At 67.7% G+C, this 17,641-nt stretch carries 17 protein-coding genes and 2 pseudogenes; 9 read left to right on the top strand and 10 right to left on the bottom strand.

Going from position 1 to position 17,641, the window contains the following annotated elements; translation table 11 throughout:
- Positions 1 to 5 precede the first annotated feature (5 nt).
- Complete coding sequence (locus RJT37_RS04045) at positions 6 to 1,121, bottom strand: tRNA (guanine(26)-N(2))-dimethyltransferase (RefSeq protein ID WP_313688013.1); 1,116 nt, start codon at positions 1,119 to 1,121, stop codon at positions 6 to 8.
- Positions 1,122 to 1,542: 421 nt separating this feature from the next.
- On the opposite strand from RJT37_RS04045, the gene RJT37_RS04040 reads away from it, so the two are divergent.
- The 6 genes from RJT37_RS04040 (at position 1,543) to RJT37_RS04015 (ending at position 5,761) form a co-directional block, all read left to right on the top strand.
- Positions 1,543 to 1,860: a hypothetical protein gene (locus RJT37_RS04040; RefSeq protein ID WP_313689843.1), complete on the top strand. Its 318-nt coding sequence runs from the start codon at positions 1,543 to 1,545 to the stop codon at positions 1,858 to 1,860.
- 66 nt (positions 1,861 to 1,926) lie between these two features.
- Complete coding sequence (locus RJT37_RS04035; protein ID WP_313688011.1) at positions 1,927 to 2,814, top strand: HVO_0234 family beta-propeller protein; 888 nt, start codon at positions 1,927 to 1,929, stop codon at positions 2,812 to 2,814.
- 76 nt (positions 2,815 to 2,890) lie between these two features.
- On the top strand, positions 2,891 to 3,757 hold the full coding sequence (locus tag RJT37_RS04030; RefSeq protein ID WP_313688010.1) for a ribose-phosphate diphosphokinase: 867 nt from the start codon (positions 2,891 to 2,893) through the stop codon (positions 3,755 to 3,757).
- 6 nt (positions 3,758 to 3,763) lie between these two features.
- Complete coding sequence (locus tag RJT37_RS04025) at positions 3,764 to 4,387, top strand: uracil-DNA glycosylase (RefSeq protein ID WP_313688008.1); 624 nt, start codon at positions 3,764 to 3,766, stop codon at positions 4,385 to 4,387.
- A gap of 75 nt (positions 4,388 to 4,462) precedes the next feature.
- Positions 4,463 to 4,891, top strand: coding sequence for an HIT family protein (locus tag RJT37_RS04020; RefSeq protein WP_313688006.1), 429 nt, complete (start codon positions 4,463 to 4,465; stop codon positions 4,889 to 4,891).
- A 105-nt stretch (positions 4,892 to 4,996) separates the two neighbouring features.
- Positions 4,997 to 5,761 (top strand): AAA family ATPase, encoded by a 765-nt coding sequence (locus tag RJT37_RS04015; RefSeq protein WP_313688004.1) that lies wholly within the window; start codon positions 4,997 to 4,999, stop codon positions 5,759 to 5,761.
- Between the two features lie 54 nt (positions 5,762 to 5,815).
- Here RJT37_RS04015 and RJT37_RS04010 read toward each other — a convergent pair whose 3' ends face one another.
- Positions 5,816 to 6,337, bottom strand: a complete 522-nt coding sequence (locus tag RJT37_RS04010) for a DUF7858 family protein (protein ID WP_313688002.1) — start codon at positions 6,335 to 6,337, stop codon at positions 5,816 to 5,818.
- A gap of 163 nt (positions 6,338 to 6,500) precedes the next feature.
- Between RJT37_RS04010 and RJT37_RS04005 the strand changes: the two genes are divergently transcribed.
- Both RJT37_RS04005 and RJT37_RS04000 read left to right on the top strand, forming a co-directional pair.
- Positions 6,501 to 7,391, top strand: coding sequence for a transcription initiation factor IIB (locus tag RJT37_RS04005; protein WP_313688000.1), 891 nt, complete (start codon positions 6,501 to 6,503; stop codon positions 7,389 to 7,391).
- Positions 7,392 to 7,457: 66 nt separating this feature from the next.
- Positions 7,458 to 7,901 (top strand): hypothetical protein, encoded by a 444-nt coding sequence (locus tag RJT37_RS04000; RefSeq protein WP_313687998.1) that lies wholly within the window; start codon positions 7,458 to 7,460, stop codon positions 7,899 to 7,901.
- A 54-nt stretch (positions 7,902 to 7,955) separates the two neighbouring features.
- Here the strand turns inward: RJT37_RS04000 and RJT37_RS03995 are convergent, their stop codons facing one another.
- The 8 genes and pseudogenes from RJT37_RS03995 to RJT37_RS03965 all read right to left on the bottom strand — a co-directional run bounded on the left by RJT37_RS03995 (position 7,956) and on the right by RJT37_RS03965 (position 16,950).
- The gene (locus tag RJT37_RS03995) at positions 7,956 to 8,621 is read right to left on the bottom strand and encodes a MinD/ParA family ATP-binding protein (protein ID WP_313687996.1); all 666 of its coding nucleotides are present in this window, start codon (positions 8,619 to 8,621) and stop codon (positions 7,956 to 7,958) included.
- Positions 8,618 to 9,628: a DUF7857 domain-containing protein gene (locus RJT37_RS03990; protein ID WP_313687994.1), complete on the bottom strand. Its 1,011-nt coding sequence runs from the start codon at positions 9,626 to 9,628 to the stop codon at positions 8,618 to 8,620. The genes RJT37_RS03995 and RJT37_RS03990 overlap by 4 nt, the downstream gene beginning before the upstream one ends.
- Positions 9,629 to 9,682: 54 nt before the next feature.
- Positions 9,683 to 10,603, bottom strand: a complete 921-nt coding sequence (locus tag RJT37_RS03985) for a DUF7856 family protein (RefSeq protein WP_313687992.1) — start codon at positions 10,601 to 10,603, stop codon at positions 9,683 to 9,685.
- Positions 10,600 to 10,938 (bottom strand): DUF7855 family protein, encoded by a 339-nt coding sequence (locus tag RJT37_RS03980; RefSeq protein ID WP_313689842.1) that lies wholly within the window; start codon positions 10,936 to 10,938, stop codon positions 10,600 to 10,602. Before RJT37_RS03980 ends, RJT37_RS03985 begins: the two co-directional genes overlap by 4 nt.
- A 157-nt stretch (positions 10,939 to 11,095) precedes the next feature.
- On the bottom strand, positions 11,096 to 11,380 hold the full coding sequence (locus RJT37_RS03975) for a DUF7854 family protein (RefSeq protein WP_313687990.1): 285 nt from the start codon (positions 11,378 to 11,380) through the stop codon (positions 11,096 to 11,098).
- A pseudogene (locus RJT37_RS03970) lies at positions 11,381 to 14,680 on the bottom strand (LAGLIDADG family homing endonuclease); the annotation flags it as partial. It abuts the gene before it with no gap.
- Between the two features lie 18 nt (positions 14,681 to 14,698).
- Positions 14,699 to 16,174: pseudogene (locus RJT37_RS20595) on the bottom strand (minichromosome maintenance protein MCM); the annotation flags it as partial.
- A 104-nt stretch (positions 16,175 to 16,278) separates the two neighbouring features.
- On the bottom strand, positions 16,279 to 16,950 hold the full coding sequence (locus tag RJT37_RS03965) for a conditioned medium-induced protein 4 (RefSeq protein WP_313687987.1): 672 nt from the start codon (positions 16,948 to 16,950) through the stop codon (positions 16,279 to 16,281).
- 84 nt (positions 16,951 to 17,034) lie between these two features.
- Between RJT37_RS03965 and RJT37_RS03960 the strand changes: the two genes are divergently transcribed.
- A complete protein-coding gene (locus RJT37_RS03960; protein ID WP_313687985.1) occupies positions 17,035 to 17,616 on the top strand; it encodes a biotin transporter BioY in 582 nt (193 codons plus the stop codon).
- Positions 17,617 to 17,641: the final 25 nt, after the last annotated feature.

Genomic DNA, 17,641 nt, shown 5'->3' with positions numbered 1-17,641 from the left:
AAGAATCACTCGGCGGTGGCGTCGCGGATCTCCGCGACGGTCGCGGGAGTCTTGAACGCCGTCCCGGAGTAGTGGGCGCGCGAGGCCGGGAAGCCGGCGTCCCGGAGCGTTTCGAGGAAATCGTCCATCGCCGGCGCCGAGCGGTTCCACTGCTTGCAGAGTCGGTGCTGGTCGTAGTGAGTCGGCGTGTCGAGTTCCGCCGCGACGGTGTCGAGGAGCCGCCGGGCCCGCGCGGCCTCGCCCATCTCGTCGGTGACCGACTCGCGGACGTTGCAGGCGAACTCGGGGTCGCAGATCGCTCCGAGGTAGATCGGCCCGGCGGTCAAGAGGCGGTCGCCGCCGCAGATGTCGCAGGTCTCCGGCGGGTGGGCGACGAGACCGTACTCGTGGCGTCGGCGGAGGCAGTCCTCGCAGTGGTGGACGTATCCGAGTTCGTCGATGAGTTCGTCCGCCTGCGTCGCCCGAGCGTCGATCTGGAGGTACGTCCGGGCGTAGTGCCGCGAGACGTGCGAGAGGATCGGGACGGCGGCCTTGTCGTAGCGGGCGGCCGTCCGGATCAGCGCCGAGAGGAGGACGCGCAGCCCCATCTCGGGGTGGTAGTCGGTGTTCTGCGGCAGCGTCGAGTACTTCCGGATTCCGGAGCGCTGGTGGGCGCCACACAGCGGCGCCGTGTCGGTCGCGGTGACGCAAACGAGGCTCCGGGCGTTCGAGAGGGCGGCGTCGGCGAAGGGGATCGGCGTCCCGAACGGGTCCAGGTCGACGATATCGAAAAGCGACTCGTACAGCAGGGCGTTGACGTCGCGCTCGAGGACCTCGCCCGACAGGTCGTTGCAGTCGAGGTTCTCGCGGGCGAGATCGACCGCTTCAGCGTCGACGTCGGCGCAGGTCACGTCGAATCCCTCCGCAGCGGCGCGAACGCCGCGGATCCCGCTTGCCGCCATCGCGTCGAGGTAGGAACTCGCGCGGGGCTCGCGGTCGCGGTACGCGCGGAGTGCTGCCACCGTCACGTCGCGGTTGAGCTCCTGGGTCGGGTTGTAGAACACGTCGTCGCCGGCGCCCTCCGACGCGCCGTCCCGGGCGTCCGGGACCGAAATCTCGACGGCACCCTCACGAACGTCCATACGTCCGGTCGCACGCCACAGGCGAAAAACGATGCGATGGGAGAGAGCGAAGAAGGCGACCGAAAGCTTCCGGCCGGCAGGCGACGGTCTTTCGACCACCGGATCCACCGGTGCCGTTTTGTCTGCGCCGGGAGAACCGACGGGCGTGAGCGACGGGGACGGGGGCACCGACGGCGGGGCCGACGCCGACGACGCCGAAAACGGGAGCACCGACAGCCCCGCCGACGCCAGCGACGGAGTCGCGCCACCCGAAGAGACCGCCGAGGAAGCCGCACCATCAGAGGACCTCCCTGACAAAGCCGCGCCCTCCGAAGACATCCCCGGCGAACCTGCGTCGACCGAGAACGCTTCCGACGGAGAGACCGACTACGCCGTCCCGACGGCGACCGAAAGCGACGCCGAAACCGCCTGGCGCCGAGCGCTGACGGAAGCGGGCGAGTTGACGCCGAGCGCCGTCGACACCCTGGTCGGGATCCACGACGACCGCGGCACCCGCGCCATCGAGGCCGTCTCCGAGGGACGGGTCAAGCGCTACCGTGACTTCACCGTCGTCGTCGGCCACGAGGACGAGTACGTCGTCGAGGATGGCGGCTGTACCTGCAAGGACAGTTCGTACAACCTCGACCCCGAGGACCCCGAGGAGAGCTGCTGGCACGTGCTCGCGGTCGCCATCGCCGAGCGCATCGGCGAGGTCGACCACCACGAGATGTGGTACTCGGAGGTCCGGGACTTCCTGTAGGACACAACGCCGGCGGCTGCCGATAGCTCCGTACCGTTTTTACGGCGTCTCGGCGAACGTCCGATAATGCCCACGATCGACGAAAAGCGGGTCTACACCGACAACACGGGAACCGAGACGGTCTACCTCGCGACGGGCCTGGGTGTCGTCGGGGTCTCGGTCTCCGACGACCTGATCGGCGAGTTCGGGGTCGTCCGGCGGTGTCACGCCCGTGACGTCGCGACCGACGGCCCGCTGGTCGCGGCGGCGACCGACGAAGACGTGTTGCTCGCGGATCGTGCCGCGATTGAAGACGAGGACGAGCCGGTGGCGGAACTGGATTTCACGGTGACCGGATTCGGTCCCGCGACGGCCGTCGGCTTCGACGACGGCGCGTTGCTCGCCGGCGACGAGGACGGCGGCGTCGCACGGCTCGACGCTGCGGCCGTCGCGAACGTCGTCGCGGCGGACGCCACGACCGAATCCGACGCAACGCCGGAGAAATCAGCGGATGAATCCGCGTGGACGGCGCTCGGATCGACCGACGGGGTACGCGCGATCGACGGCGGCCTCGTCGCCGCCGCCGATGGCGTCTACCGCGCGGGCGACACCGGTCTCACGCACGCCGGCCTCGACGACGCACACGACGTCGACAGCGAGCCGCTGGTCGCGACGGCATCGGGGCTGTACAAACTCGGCAACGGCTGGATGGACGTCCTCCCGGGGCCGGTCGAGGCGGTCGCCGCCGCGGGGTCGCGGGCGCACGCGGCGAGCGACGGCGACCTCTACGCTCGAAGCGGCGGCAGCTGGAGCGCCGAGGAGTTCCCGGTCGAGGAAGACATCGTTGCCGTGACCCACGGCGCGGAAGCGTCGTACGCGGTCACCGCAGGCGGCACCATCGGGGTTCGGCTGTCCGGCGACGAGTGGCGCTACCGGGGCCTGGGCGTCGGCGACGTCGCGGCGGCGACAGTGTGAGCGCGGCGACGGACGAAGCGCCAAGGCGATCGGCACGGACGGAAAGGGGTTTTACTGCGGGTCGTGAGATACCGGTATGATCGTGCCCGGCACATCCTCGCAGTCGCTGGCGGCCGCACTCGCGGACGAATTGGGTGAACCGCTCGCTGCTGTCGAGTACGACCGCTTTCCGGACGGCGAGACGCTCGCTGCCGTCCCGTCGTTCGACGCCGAGCGCGCGGTTGTCGTCGCCGCGACGGATTCGAACGACGCGTGGGTGGAACTGCTCCAGTTGCAGGACGCCGTCCGCGAAGCCGGCACGAGCGAGGTCGTGACCGTGATCCCGTATATGGGCTACGCCCGACAGGACCGGGCGTTCGAGCCGGGGGAACCCGTCTCCGCGCGGGCGATGGCCCGCGCAATCTCGACGGGAACGGATCGGGTCGTGCTCGTGAACCCTCACGAGGAGTCGGTCGCGGATTTCTTCGACGTCCACGTCGCCGTCTGCGACGCCGCCGGGTGCCTGGCAGAGCCGCTCCCCGAGGGCCTATCGGAGCCGCTTTTCCTCTCCCCCGACGCCGGAGCAGTCGATCTCGCGGAGGCGGCACGAACCGCGTACGGCGCCGGAGAGACGGACTACTTCGAGAAGCACCGGCGTTCGGGGACCGAAGTCGAGATCACCCCGAGCGACACCGACGCCGCGGGCCGAGACGTCGTCATCGTCGACGACATCGTCGCGACCGGGACGACGATGAGCGAGGCCGTCGCACACCTCGACGCCGACGGGGCCGAGCGGGTCTTTGCGGCCTGTGTCCACCCGCTGCTCGCGCGGAACGCCCGGACGAAACTCGAACGGGCCGGCATCGAGCGGATCATCGGTACCGACACGCTCGAACGCGACGTCAGCGCCGTCTCGGTCGCCCCCATCGTCGCCGCCGCCGTCGAGGCGGTCGAAGCGACGTAGCGGCGGATGAGCGGCTCGTTTCCCGACTCGCGGCACGTACTCGAACCGGACTGCGGCCGGTGCCCCGAACTCGTCGCGTGCCGCGAGCGCATCTCGTGGGGAACCGGCGACCGTGACGCGGCGGTGATGGTCGTCGGCGAGGCGCCCGGCGCCGGCGACCCGGAGGCGGCGACCTGGCGCGGCGGCAACTGGACCGGGAAGGCGTACACGACGCGGCACTCGGGGCGTCGCGTCCGCGAACTGCTCGCGGCCGTCGGGCACCCGAACGCGTACGTCACGAACGCGGTGAAGTGTTTCCCCTGCGACGGCGAGGGCTCGAACCGGGAGCCGACCGCGACCGAGCGGGCGAACTGCCGGACGCACCTGCGGAGGGAACTGGCCACCGTCGATCCCGCTGCGCTCCTCACGACCGGCAAGCACGCGACGGCGAGCGTGCTCGCGCTCGACGGGCGGACGCTGGACGGCTTCCTCGATGGCGTGCTGGAGCCGATCGATCTGGACTGCGCAGACGCGACGGTGGTCCCGCTGCTTCATCCCTCATATCAGGACGTCTGGCGGTCCCGACTCGACTACACCGCAGCGGAGTATCGCGCGGCCGTCCGGGAAGCGATCGACGCGGCTGTTGGATGAACTGACAGCGGTGATCAGAAGGACCCGACCGCGACGACCAGAACCTACTTCGGCGATCCGTCCGACGTGTCGCGTATGAGCGACGAACCGACCATCTTCGAGCAGATCATCGACGGCGACATCCCGGGGCGCATCGTCTACGAGACGGACACCGTGGCGGCCTTTCTGGACGCGAACCCGCTCGCGCCCGGTCACACGCTCGTCGTGCCGAAGGAGGCCCACGAGCGCCTCGATGACTTGCCCGACGACGTCGCCGCCGACGTCTGGGCCGCGGTGCAGGAACTGACCCCGCGGATCGAGTCGGCGGTCGACGCCGACGCGACCACGATCGGCGTCAACAACGGCGAGGCGGCCGGCCAGGAAGTCCCGCACGTCCACGTCCACATCGTCCCGCGCTTCGAGGGCGACGGCGGCGGCCCGATCCACGCCGTCGCGGGCGGGCGGCCGGATCTCTCCGAGGGAGAACTCGACGAGATCGCCGCAGAGATCGAGACCGTCGAGTGAGCGGCGAGAACAGGCAGTAACAGAGCGAGCGGCGCCGATGCCGGCATACAGCAACCGGCCGACGACACCGTACTTTTTAAATCCGAGGGGGCAGCCAGGTCGGATATGTCGGAGACAGCGACGCGAGACGTCACGGCGTTCGTCGGCGCGACGGGCGGCGCGGGAACGACACGAACGGTCGTCGAAGCCGCGGCGGCGCTCGCCGCCGACGGCCGCGAGGTCACGGTGATCGACGCCGCGTTCGCGACGCAGGGACTTGGGAGCTACGTGTCGGGACGGATCGAACCGGATCTGACGGCGCTTCTCACCGACGCGGCCGACGCGCCGATCTCGCGAGGGAGCTACGCCCTCGACCTCAGAGAGGCCGTCCCTGGTCGGATATCCATCTGCCCCGCAAACGCCCCGTTCGAACGGCTGGCCCGCGCAAAGACCCCCGAGGCCGCCCAGCGACTCGAATCACGGATCGAAACGGCGGCGGCGCAATCTGACACCGTGCTCGTCGACGTCCCGCCGATCGCAGCGAACCAGGCTGTCGCCGCGGTGAACGGCGCAGACCGGCACGCTGTCGTCACACCTGCAAGCGAGCGCGGTCGGGACGCCGTCGGGCGGTGTCACGACCGCCTCGCGGACCTCGGCGTCGAGGCGTCGCTGGTGGTCTCGACCCGCGGCGAACTGGAGACTGCGGACGTGGCGATCCCCGAGACGGACGCCGACGACGAGCGCGACGCACCGGCCTGTCTGTGCGAGGGCGGCGAGTTCGCTGCCGCGATCGAGCGCGTCGCGGCCGCGGTGACCGGCCGAGAGATCACGGCCGAGGTGGATTCCGACCGCGGCCTCCTCGGAGCAGTCGGAGAGTACGTCGGTCGGTAGGCGAACGGAGCGCATCGAGAAGCGAGGGACGGCGGTCCCCGCCGTCTCCACCGGCTACCGCAGGTCCGACGCGGTGCTCATCGTCTCCGCGAGGGCGTCACGCTTGGAGACGAGCGCGTCCTCGGCCAGTGGCGCAGCGGCGTCCCGGCGGACAGTCTCGGCGAGTTCGGGGATCGGATCGTGGGTCTCGACGTACGCCGCGAGCGCGAACTCCGCGTCGTCGGCGCCCGTGAGTTCGAGGGCGTCGGCGCGGGAGAGGCGGCCGTCGAGCCAGTCGCGGAGCACCTGCCTCGCTGTCGGCGCGAGCGGCGTCACCCCGTCGAACCCACAGCGGTGGAGGAGCTTCGCGGCCGTGACTGGCGCGAGCGCGGCCGCCTCCCCCGCCTCGCCGACGCTCGCGCCCGACTCGTAGCGATCGAGGACGGTACCCGCTGCCGCCGCCGTACACGGGAGGTCCGATTCGTACTCCCGGAGGCGCGCGTCGCGGTCGACGTCGGTGTCGTCGACGGTCGCGACACCCCGGTCTACCTGCTCTGTCGTCAGCTCCAGCCCCGCCGCGATCTCCGACAGTCCCATCGGTTGCGACTACCCGCTCGTCGCCCCAAGAACCTTCGGGCCGATTCTCACACGCGATATTGGAACCGACCGGTTACCGGTACGTTAATCCTGGGCCTCACGGAATCGAAACCCCGTTTTCTCCCGTCTTTAAATATCCCTTCGCGACCGAGTTTCACGTGTGATGAGTGAAGCACCCACTGCCGACGCAGAGGCGACGACCAGTGCCTGCCCGGAGTGCGGCGGCCGCCCGGAGACGACGAGCGGGGAGACGGTCTGCGGCGACTGCGGACTCGTGCTCACGGAGCACCGCATCGATCACGGCCCAGAGTGGCGCTCGTTCCAAGACGACGATACGGACCCGAAGCGGACGGGGGCGCCCCTGACGCGGTCGCGACACGACAGGGGGCTCTCGACGGAAATCGGCCGCTCGACGCGCGTGAAGGGACGGAAGCGCCGGCGACTGAGCAGGATGCGCCGCCAGCACAATCGGGCACGCATCTCCACGAAGCGCGAGCGCAACCAGGTGTACGCCTTCACCGAGATCAGGCGACTCACCGGCGCGCTGTCGCTCCCGGACCGGATCCGCGATCACGCCTGCTCGCTTTTCGACTCCGCGCAGTCGGAGGATCTGCTCCGCGGTCGCTCGCTCGAAGGGTTCGCCGCGGCCTGCGTCTACGCCGCCTGTCGGGTCGCGGGCGTCTCGCGGACCGTCGCGGAAGTCGTCGACGCGGCGAAGGCGACCGAGGACGAACAGACGGCCGCCTACGACGCGATCAACCGCGAACTCGGGTTGCCTGTCGGGCCGATCGATCCCGCCGAGTACGTTCCCCGCTTCGCGTCACGGCTCGGCCTCGCCGACGAGGTCGAACGACGCGCCCGCGAGTACGTAGCCGAAGCCGAGGAGCGCGGGATCTCCGTCGGCCGGAACCCGAGCGGCGTCGCCGCCGCCTGTCTGTACACCGCGGGCCGCGACGTCGGCGCGGATCTGACACAGCGGGAGGCCGCCGAGGTGGCGGACGTGACGCCGGTGACGCTCCGGTCGACGTACAAGCAGCTCCGCGAGACGGAGTAGGCGGCTGCGAGAACCCAGTCACCACGATAACGAAAAAATAATGCTGACAAGTGACAGGTTGTGAGTATGCTGGATTGGCTCCGCGAGCGGATCGGTGGGAGCGAGGGAGTCGACTACACTGTCGATTACGCGGAGACGAGAGCCGCGTTCGAGTCGTTCGTCCGCGGCGAGGGCGTGACCACCGACGGCGACACCGAAGAGCTGATCGAGCGGTTCGAGGGGATTCTCTCCCGATACGACGAGATCAGCGCCGAGGTGGAAAGCGCGACGAATGAGATCACCGAGGACGGCGAAGTGACGCTCTGGGACACGGTCGGCAACGAGCAACTCCCCGAGTGGCAGGAGGAGAATCCGACTCTCGTGGCGGAGCTCGAGTCGCTGAACGAGGAGTTCGACCAACTGATCGAGGAACTGAATCCCGACGAATCGGCGATCGACGAGGGTGGGCCGATCACCGAAGTGAACGCGTTCTATCGGAAGTTGAACAACGCCGGATGGCTGACGGAGTAGGCCGGACGGAAGCCCGACCGAAACGGACTGTGTAGTTCGAGCATCCCCAGACTCTCACACCCGCTCTATCTTCCGAACTGCGTCTGCGACCTCGTCGATTGCCCGCGCCGCCCGCGTCGCCGGCGCCGACCGGACGACCGGCCGGAACGAGTCGAGCGTCTCCCCCATCCGCGGATCCGCTGGCACGGCGACAGCAGGTGCGCCCAGCACGTCCTCGAATGCGTGTTCCGGCGGGTCGTCGACGGCGCGGTTGATCACGACCGCGACGAGTCCCGCGTCGAGTTCGCGGGCGAGTTCCCGCGCTCGGACGGCGTCGGCGAGCGCGTACGACTGCGGCGACGCCACGACGACGCAGGCATCGGCGACGGCCAGCGGCACGCCCGCATCCGCCCGCATTCCGGCCGGACAGTCGACGACGACGTCGCCGTATGCTGCCTCGACGTCGCGCAGCGTCTCCGCGAGCGCCGTGACGTCGGCCGCTCGCGCCCCGGCGAGCGAACGGCCACACGGGAGTAGCCGGACCGGACCGCCCCCGCGCACCGCCTCGATCGGATCCGCCCGGCCGGCGAGGACGTCGTGGAGATCCGGGCCCGGATCGATCGGGAGGTCGGCCATCCCCACGTCGGCGTCGACCACCGTAGCGTCGAGCGCTGCTCCCAGTTCGACCGAGACTGTCGACTTCCCGACTCCGCCCTTCCCGCCGGTGACCGCGAGAATCATCGTCTCCCCGTCGTGTCCGGCACGTCAGCTGACGCGGCCTCGGATTCGACAGACGCCGACGCGTTCGAAAGCGCCGACAGGACCGGCTCCGGATCGGCAGCGGTCGCTCGCGCCTGAAGATCGTCGATCCGATCTGCGACGGCCCGGAGCGCGTCGAGGTCCCGGGCGAGAGACTCCGGCAGATCTGCGAGCGCATCGAGACCTCCGCCGGCTTCGAGGGTCGCGGCCGCCCCCGACGCGGAAGCGTCGGTCAAGCCCTCCGCGTGTTCCACGCGGGTTTCGACTTCGGCCAGCCAGCGGTCGATCGCCGGCGGGAGATCCGGATCCTCGTCGCCCTCGCCGTCGCCTGGCCGTCGCGAAACGTCGTTCCGGAGGGCATCGTGGTTCGCGTTGCTCGCGTCGTCCGCTGTCTGGAGCGCGTCGCTTCCGGTGCCCGATCGCTCGACCTTCTCGACGACCCCCCCTGCTGCGGTTACAAGCTCTGCGCCACGACCTCGTCCGTCTCCCGCAGTCGTCGGAACCGCGTCAGCGGGTGGTCCGGCGCGTCCGAGCGATCGAACAGCGGCGGCGACCCGATCCGAATCGCACTCCTCGCTGTCGGCGGGGCCCAGCAGTTCGACCGAGACAGCCGCCGGATCCTCACTGGCATCGCCGTCGCGCTGCTCGTGGTTTGGAGTCGGACAGGCGTAGCCGACACCCAGCTGTCCCTCGGCGGGGATGACGCCGTGGAAGCCGTCTCTGTCCCAGCCGGCCGCCGGGACTCCTTCGCGCCTCGGCGGGAGGACTGGGCCGTCGAGTTCGTTGATAATACGAACGGCAAGCGCGACCGAAACGTCGCTGTGGAGTTCGATCCGAACCAGCGTGACACCGCCGACGGCGGTCGTCGAGACTATCTCCTGTACCGGCGTCGCGCTGTCCTCAGTCGGCGTAACGCGGAGATCGTGTTCCGAAGACGTCCCGCCCTGCCCGTTCTCGGCGATCGACTGCGTCCTTGGGTCGGATAGCACGAGGTCTCTGGCATCGGATTCGTACAAAAACCTCCGGGGCACTCGGGGATAGCGTCACCGCACGATGACGGGGATCTCAAGCCTGTCGAACGCTGGTTCGGGACCGCCGAGAACCTCTGCGGCCCCAGCGGTGACGACGACGGGGGCAGCCACCGGGGCGATGTGGGCCACGGCAAGCGCGTCCGGAAGATCGGAATCCGCGGCCGGGTTGGCGGCGCTGACAGCGCTGATCTGCGACGCGAACTGCCGGCGGGCGTCGCGGAACTCCGGTTCGACGGTCTCGACTTGGACCTCCCGCGCGGCGCGTTCGAGATTGCCGAGCCGGTCTTCCAGTTCGAATCGAGCGTCCCGTTCGTCACGTGCGTCTCGGGCCCGCGCTTCCAGAAGTGAGAGCCGCTGATCGGCGGCGACACGCTCCGTCGCGGCCTCGGAGAGCTCCCGGGTCGCCTCCGAGAGCGACTGCTCGGCCGCCCCGAGCGCCGGCCCGTCGCCGGCGTCTCGGAGTGCTTCCACCCGCCCGCGAATCGTCGCGACGCGCTCTCTGAGCCGTTCGGTCTCCGCACCCGCCTCGGCGGCACGACGGCGCGCCTCGCGGAGTTCCGCGGCACCGACTTCCGGTTGCGATTCTCGAAGGGCGCGGCAGGTGGCTCGGATCTCCCCGTCGTACTCCGTCTCGATACCGCGGGCGACGGCAACCGCAGCGAGCGCGGCGCGCCGATCGAGCGAGACCTCCGGAGTGAGCGGCGATACGTGAGTGTGGACTGGCCCCGGTACCGGCGCGTGAACCCGCGGCACATCAGCCGGTGTGGGACAGCCAGCTGCGATCGCAGTGTCGAGCACCGCCGGTGAGAGCCGCGCGTCGGTGTCGACGCCGCGGAGATCGACGACCGGTCCTTCACAGGTCGTGCCGTCCGGTAACCGGATGGAGAACTGCCGATCGGCCGTAACGGGCGTCGTGGCGGATGCCGACCTCACAGTTCCTGTCCGCGCATCTCGCTCGCCTGCGGATGCTCGGTTCCGGCCGCGAACTTGTCGTACGGCGTGCTCGGGGAGTCGCGTTCCTCGTACGCCGCGGCTGCCTCCCGCACGGCGTCGGGGGCGTCGGCGAATTCGTTGAACGGCTCCGTCCGCTGGATCTGGACGTCTTCGGCGTGACGTTGGCGGAACCGACACGCCAGAAACGCCGCGTACTCGGTCTCCCGCAGCAGCGCGGCGCGGCCGAACCGACGAACGACGGTCTCATCGTGCGCTCGACACGCGTTTCGTAACGTCTCGCGCGCCCGGCGCGAGTAAGTCACAACCAACAACACGGCGACGACGACGTCTCCGTGCGGGGGTAAAATTCCACCTACATCGGCGAGACGTCCTGTCCCTGTATTGACGAGACGTGCGTCGCCTACGTCCACGGGACGTATCCCCCTACGTCGCCGAGAGGTAGGTTCCCGATATCGGCGAGAGGTACGTTCCCTATATCGGCGAGACGTCGACGTCGAGGGCGGCGGGATCGACGTCGACCAGATCGGCGATTCGCTCGCGCGCCGCGGACTCGCTTTCGGCGACGACGACGAGTCCGTGGGCCTGTCCCGCGCCGGTCGCCCGGTACGGTCGCAGTCCCTCCTCGCTCTCGAAGTCGGTGGCGTACGTCCGGAGGATCCCGACGACGCGCTCTTCGGTCGCCGCGAGGTCGGCCTCGCCGGCCTCGAAGTCCCGGAGCGTTTCCTCGATGTTTCGGAGTGCGGAAATTCGGTCCATCTACGTGGTCCGGAGGTAGTCGGTTCGCGGTTCGTACACCTCGCCCTTCCGCCGGAGGTTCTCGACCTCGCTTTCGGCCTTCGCCTCGTCGAGGCCGAGATCTGTCGTCGCCCGGTCGATCACCTCGCCGATGGGCGCACCCTCCTCGTACTCGTCTTCGAGATCCTGGATCAGCCCCTTCAGATCCTTGATCCGGTCGCGCTGGTTCTTCGAGGTCCCCGTCTCGACGATGTCGGCGTCGAACTCGCCGGTCTCGGGGTCCATCCCGATATCCCGGAGACACGACTCGACGATGTCGGTGACGCGGACCGCGTCCTCGCGTTCGACGGTATCCGAGAGCCGGAGCCGCGCCGACGCCTCCGAGAGCCGGACGAGCGCCTCGAGTTTCCGCGCGGTCACCGGCACGGGCGCGTCCTCGTCTGCGCCCTTCGCCCGGAAGTCGACGTAGAACTGCCGGATGACCTCCTTGGCCTCGTCGGTCATCGTCGGGTAGCAGTTGCGCTTCGCGTAGGCGATGTACTTCCGCAGGAGTTCGGCGTCGATCTCGGGGGTGACGTCCTCGGTCGCGCTGTCGATCTCCTCGTCGCTGAACTCCGAGGTCGGTACCTTCGTCTTCTGGGTGTGGAGCTCTCCCGCGTAGTTCGTATTGATGATGTGCTCTGCGAGTTTGGCGTCGCTTTCTGGATCCGGGTCGTCGGTCACGGTGAAGATCAGATCGAACCGCGAGATGAGCGCGGGTTCGAGGTCGATCTGCTCGCCGATCGGCTCGTACTGGTCGAAGCGGCCGTACTTCGGATTCGCCGCACCGAGCAGCGAACACCGTGATTTGAGGGTGGCGTTGATGCCGGCCTTCGAGACCGAAATCGAGTTGTGGAGCACGACCCCCTGGCTTACGAACGTGTTCGTCGGTTCGACGGTCACGTCGTAGACCCACTCACAGGCGTGTTCGCCCTCGTTCGGGACCGTCTCGACGTCCGTCACGCGGTAGTAGCGGAGGTCACAGCGCGATTCGAGCGCGTCGAGCCGCTTCTCCGCCGTATCGAGGGCTGTTTCGACCGCATCGACGGCTGCAGCCAGCATCGAGTCTCGCTTCTCAGCCGAGTAGCCCCCGTTCTCGGCGTAGTGGACCGCACTCGTCGTCTCACCCGAGAGCCGTTCGGCGAGCTGTCGCCCGGACCAGCCGGCGGTCGCTCTCAGATCTGCGAGCGTCGATACCGAATCGAGATCGGAGCGAACCGTCTCGATCCTCTCGCGAAGCGATTCGACGGCCGATCGAACCGTGCTGATCCGGACGCCGTACCCTTCGTCGAGTATCGGCCGGTACGTGCCAGTCAGCGGAACACCGAGCAGTCGTTTCAGCGACCGGATCTCCTCGGCTGCGCTCGTCGGGAGGACGTCGTGGTGCCGTTCCGTCGCGTTGCTCCGAGCGACGAACTCCCGCGCCTTTTCGTAGCGGTCGTCCGCCGGGTCGACGACCGCCTCGACGAACCGTTCCGTCGAATCGCCCATCACGTAGGTTTTCCAGGAGTCTTCGGCCCTGTGGTGGTGGATCCGAGACGCGATGCCGATCTTCAATAGCGCGTCCGCGTAGTCCTCCGCCAGTCCCGAAGAGGTGGTCGAAAACGACATCGCCTCGCTCTCGACGCCGCCGTCGCCGGCGAACGCGCCGACGAGGAACCGGCGGATCTCTTCCTCCGAGGCCCCGAGGACGGCGTCCGGGATCCGCTTTTCCCGGGATTTCCGCATTACGCTCGGGAAGTTCGAGTCGAACCACCGGTAGAGCTTCGTCGACACCCAGCGTTGCGTCGTCGTTCCGTGTTCGTTGACGGTATCGGTACTGTCGAGACCGAAGACGTCCGTCATCAGCCGATCCATCCGCGCGAGCAGCCGGTCGTCCTGATTCGAGAAGCCGATCTCGTGCGTTCGACCGCCCGAATACGAGTGCCCCTCCGCGGTCAACAGCCCGAGGATCTCGGCCAGGTCGGGCGACAGCTCCGTCGGGAGGTCGACGTCACGCTCACGGCCGCGGTGTTCCTCCTCCGCCAGCGGCTGCGGCGCCGCGGAGTTCGGGAGCTTCCGCGGTGCGGGAACGAAGTCGCCCTCGGTCACCTCCGCGGCCTCGACGGTGCCAATCTCGCCGTCGGCCTCGACGAACATCGGATGTTCCGGCGTGACGAGCACTGATCGACCGTTCGAGAAGGAGACGCGAACGAATTTCTCGGGCGCCTCGTGTCGGCTCACGCGGTCGACCGGGACCTTCTCGACGTCGTTGTCGTCGAGGTCGACCGTGTGGACGCCGACGTCCTCTGTCGGGAGAATCTCGCAGTCGACGCCGTCGACGACCTCGTCGGCGCGGTCGTCCATCAGCGAGTCGACGAACGGCCCGATTTCGACGCGGCGGCCGTCCGAGAGGAGGATCTCCGAGGAGGGGTGATACGACTGCTGCTCCAGCGCCTCGTGCATTGCGCTTCGATCCTCGGAGTTGTGTACGATCATCCCGTTTGCGACGAAGTTGTGCGTTCCCTGGACGGTGAGGTCGTACACGCGGGTGTCTTGGTCCACCTCAATACGTTGCACACTCTCGATCATCCCGGTCGAGACCCCAGTTTCAGGCGGCTCCCGATCTGCGGGAGACGCGGGCGTTGCACCGGATACAGGAGATGAGTCAGAGCGAACACCGCCGTCGGTGAATGCAGACCGTCCATCGACTGGAACGTATACTGTATCGCCAGCACCGAGCGCCGCTGCAGGACGTTCGACACGCTTGCCGTCCTCAAACACGAAGAACGGATGATCTGCCGTCGCTGTCAATTCCGCCCCGTCGGTTAACGAAACACGGAACAACGTATCCGGGGCGTCGTATTCGTGGACAGCCGTGACTGGCCGCCGAACGATCCGCTCATCGTCGGTCATCGTCCACACGTCGAGGTCGAGGTCGCGGATCGTTCGCCCGTTCGGAAGTTCCTCGATATCGCCCTCGACTGCAATCTCGTCGGCAATATCCCTGATTCGAGTCCGACTACCGTCACCGAGTCGAACGAGCGTCTCTCCGGTCACGCATCGCATCTTGTCGAGTTCGTCCACAGCCGCGATCCCCTTGTCGGCCAGCACCAGCGCGCCTGCTTCGAGCGTCCACTGCTGTCCGTCGCCGAAATCATCGCGTACAGCCGCTGCAGTTAACCCCGCGGACGAACTGCCTTTCCCGGAGGTGTACACAGAGCGGGGAGCGATATTGCGTATATATTGAAGCATCGCGGAGTTGTGAGAGACGATCCCATTCGTCAGGTACGAATGCGTGTCTGCAATTTCGAGGTCGTACACCCACTCCTCGTCAGGTGTGACCGTCTCAATCGACTCGATCTGATCTGTAGCGACACCTCCATCGGCCGTGACCCTCGTAGAGTCGTCGACCGCAGCCCCCGTCGTCCCCTTCGTATTCGTAGGCGGTCCCGAAATCGCGACCGACAGTCCTGTCTCAAGTTCGTCTGCAACCACCGACTCCAACCGTCCGCCACGATCGACGAACAGCGGATGCGACGGTGTTACAGTCAGTTTCTTCCCGTTCGCAGTCCGGATCCGGTACATCTCCTCGGGCGCTTCTCGCTTCCAGACCTTTGTCGCCTGCCGCGTGGTGATCGAACCATCGTCAGCCATCGACGGAACTTCGAGGTCGACGCTATCCCAGACGCCATCATCGACTGGCTTCGGATCGTCGAGATTGTTCTCTACTAGCTGCCGGATCGGAACCTCCGATCCGTCTGCAAGTGTGACGAGTGTATCGCCTGCCACGCACTTGCCAGTACCGGGGTCCCCGATAAGCAGCATATGGAGGTCGCCGCGGATCCGCGAGCCGTCCGGGAGATGCTTCGTCACGCCCGAGAACAGCTGGAGGATCATCGCGAGTTTCTCCTCCTCGTAGCCGTAGATCGAGGGCGCGACGGAGTCGACCATCTTCTGGTGGATGTCCGGCTCGTTCGAGAGGTCGACGATCTCGGCGACGTCGGCCTCCGTGATGTTCATATCCTCGAACTCCTCGTCTTCGATCTCGACGGCGACGCCGTCCATATAGAGATCGAAGATAGGCGTCTTCTCGTTGCCGGAGGTCTGCTGTTCGATGTGGAGCACGCCCGTGACCGTGACGTGATCGCCGGCGGTCACCCGACCGGTGATGTCGTCCTCGAGGTCGACGTCGATGTTCTGCGGCGTCTCGCCGCCCCGCAGGCCCTCGGGGCTCTCCTGGACGCGCACCTTCTGGGCGTCGACGAACTCCGATTGATCGAAGTCGACGTGGAACGGCCCCTGGCGCTCGCAGCCCTGACACTCGTGGGGTTCCTGGAAGCCGCTGTCGCTCTGGGGGATGTAGGTCATCGTCCCGCAGCGCTGGCACTCGAAGGCGGCCTCGGTGATCTTCGGGCGTACGTCCGTCGCTTTGCGGACGATTCCCTGTACCTCGATGATTCGGCCGATGTGGTCGTCGTGGACGCGGATGTCGCGGATGTCGACCGTCTCCGGGAGGTTCGTGAGCCGGACGTGCGCGCGGCCGAGTTTGACGTCCGCGGGCAGGTCATAGAGCCGGAGCGCCTCCTCGGCGTACTCCTGGTGTTGGTCGGGTTTGTTCCGGTACTCCTCGGCCAACTCCGCGTCGAACTTGTAGAGGTCGTCGTGATCGATGTACAGCGACCGCTGTTCGTTGGGGTACTTCTGGGCGAGCGTCCCGATCTCGTCGCGGTAGTACTTGCGGTAAAACTGGATGAACCGGTCGGTGATATCGGAGGGGTTCGGGGCCTGCGCCATCGCACCGGAGTAGGACCCTCATCGGGTAAGAGTCTTCGCCACCCGGAGCGGAAGTAATCAGCTGGCCCGATCCGAACGCGGGATCACGGATTTGCGGGACCCTCCTACAGCGAAACATCCGTCTCGATGTCCTCGGTAGCTTCCTCGAGTCCGTCGCGGCGTGCGTCCGCCGCCAGCCGAGAGGACAGATCCGCGTCCGTGAGCAGGTCGGAGAACCCGTCGCGGAAGCGATGGTTGACCCCTCGGGAGGCCAGGTCGGCTTCGACGACGCGCCGGTAGCGGCTGACTGTCTCCGCGTCGGGATCCGTATCGAGCGCGGCCGCCAGCGATCCGTCGATTGCGCAACCACTGTCGTCAGATGCCGCCAAGACGGCGCGCCGGAGCCGCTCGTACCGCACGGGAGCCTCCCGATCGGACTCTGCGACGAGGTGGAGGTCCATCCGCGCGTGAAAGACGGTCTCCGCGTCGGCGTCTGCCGACAGCGAGTCCGCGAGGGCGGCGTCGGCCGCGTCGGACCACGACTCCGCGTCGGCGCCGGCCGCGTCGGGGTCGAAGAACCCGCGAACGATGCGGAGCAGATCGGCGGGCGAAAGCGACGACACGAACTCGTACCGGTCCCGCATCGCCGCGATCAGGTCCGCGAGTCGCTCGTCGACGGCGTCGTCGTCGCAGTCGGCCGAAATCGACCCCCGCGGCGTCGACTGCGACTCGGTCACGGTCTCCTCGCCGGTCGTTTCAACGAAGAGATCCCGGAGTTCGGCCGTCTTTTCGTCCATCGGAACCCTCTAGGGGATGCGGACGTACAAACATTACCTTCGTAAACCGAAGTATTAATACTGGTTTACGAGATGGGAGAGAGTATGTCGACAGACACGCAGTCGGTCGAACTCGTCGGCGAGGACGTCGTCGGCAACGTCGCGCGCGCGGCGCTTTTCGCGGCGCTTACCGGCGCGTTCGCGTACGTATCGTTCCCGAATCCGATCTCGCCAGTTCCGGTGAGTCTCCAGGTTCTCGGCGTGTTCCTCGGAGGCGTCTTCCTCGGCCCGGTCTGGGGTGGCGCCTCGATGGTGTTCTACCTCGCTGCCGGGGCGGCCGGAGCGCCGGTCTTCGCCGGCGGTTCCGCCGGACTCGGGCCGCTGCTCGGATACACCGCGGGCTATCTCTGGTCGTACCCGATCGCCGCGGCGGTGATCGGCGCTGTCGTCCACGGCTTCGACGGCATCGGCGACCTCGAGGCAGTCGCGACCGTCCGGCTGGTCGGGGGGATGGTCGCGGGCACGGTCATCATCTACGCGCTCGGGACCGTCGGCTTCTCGCTCGTCCAGAACGTCGGCCTCGTCGAGGCTTTCACCGTCAGCGCGGTGGCCTTTATCCCCTTCGAGGCGGTGAAGATCGCCGCAGCCGTGGGGATCGTCCGAAGCGACGCCGCCGCGGCTGCTTGAGGCGATGACAGACAATACCCGGGAG

Origin of the sequence: Halobellus marinus (assembly GCF_032113415.1) — an archaeon.
Classification (GTDB): domain Archaea; phylum Halobacteriota; class Halobacteria; order Halobacteriales; family Haloferacaceae; genus Haloquadratum; species Haloquadratum marinus.
Note: the sequence above shows the minus strand (reverse complement) of the source record. Positions and strands in the feature narration are given on the sequence as shown.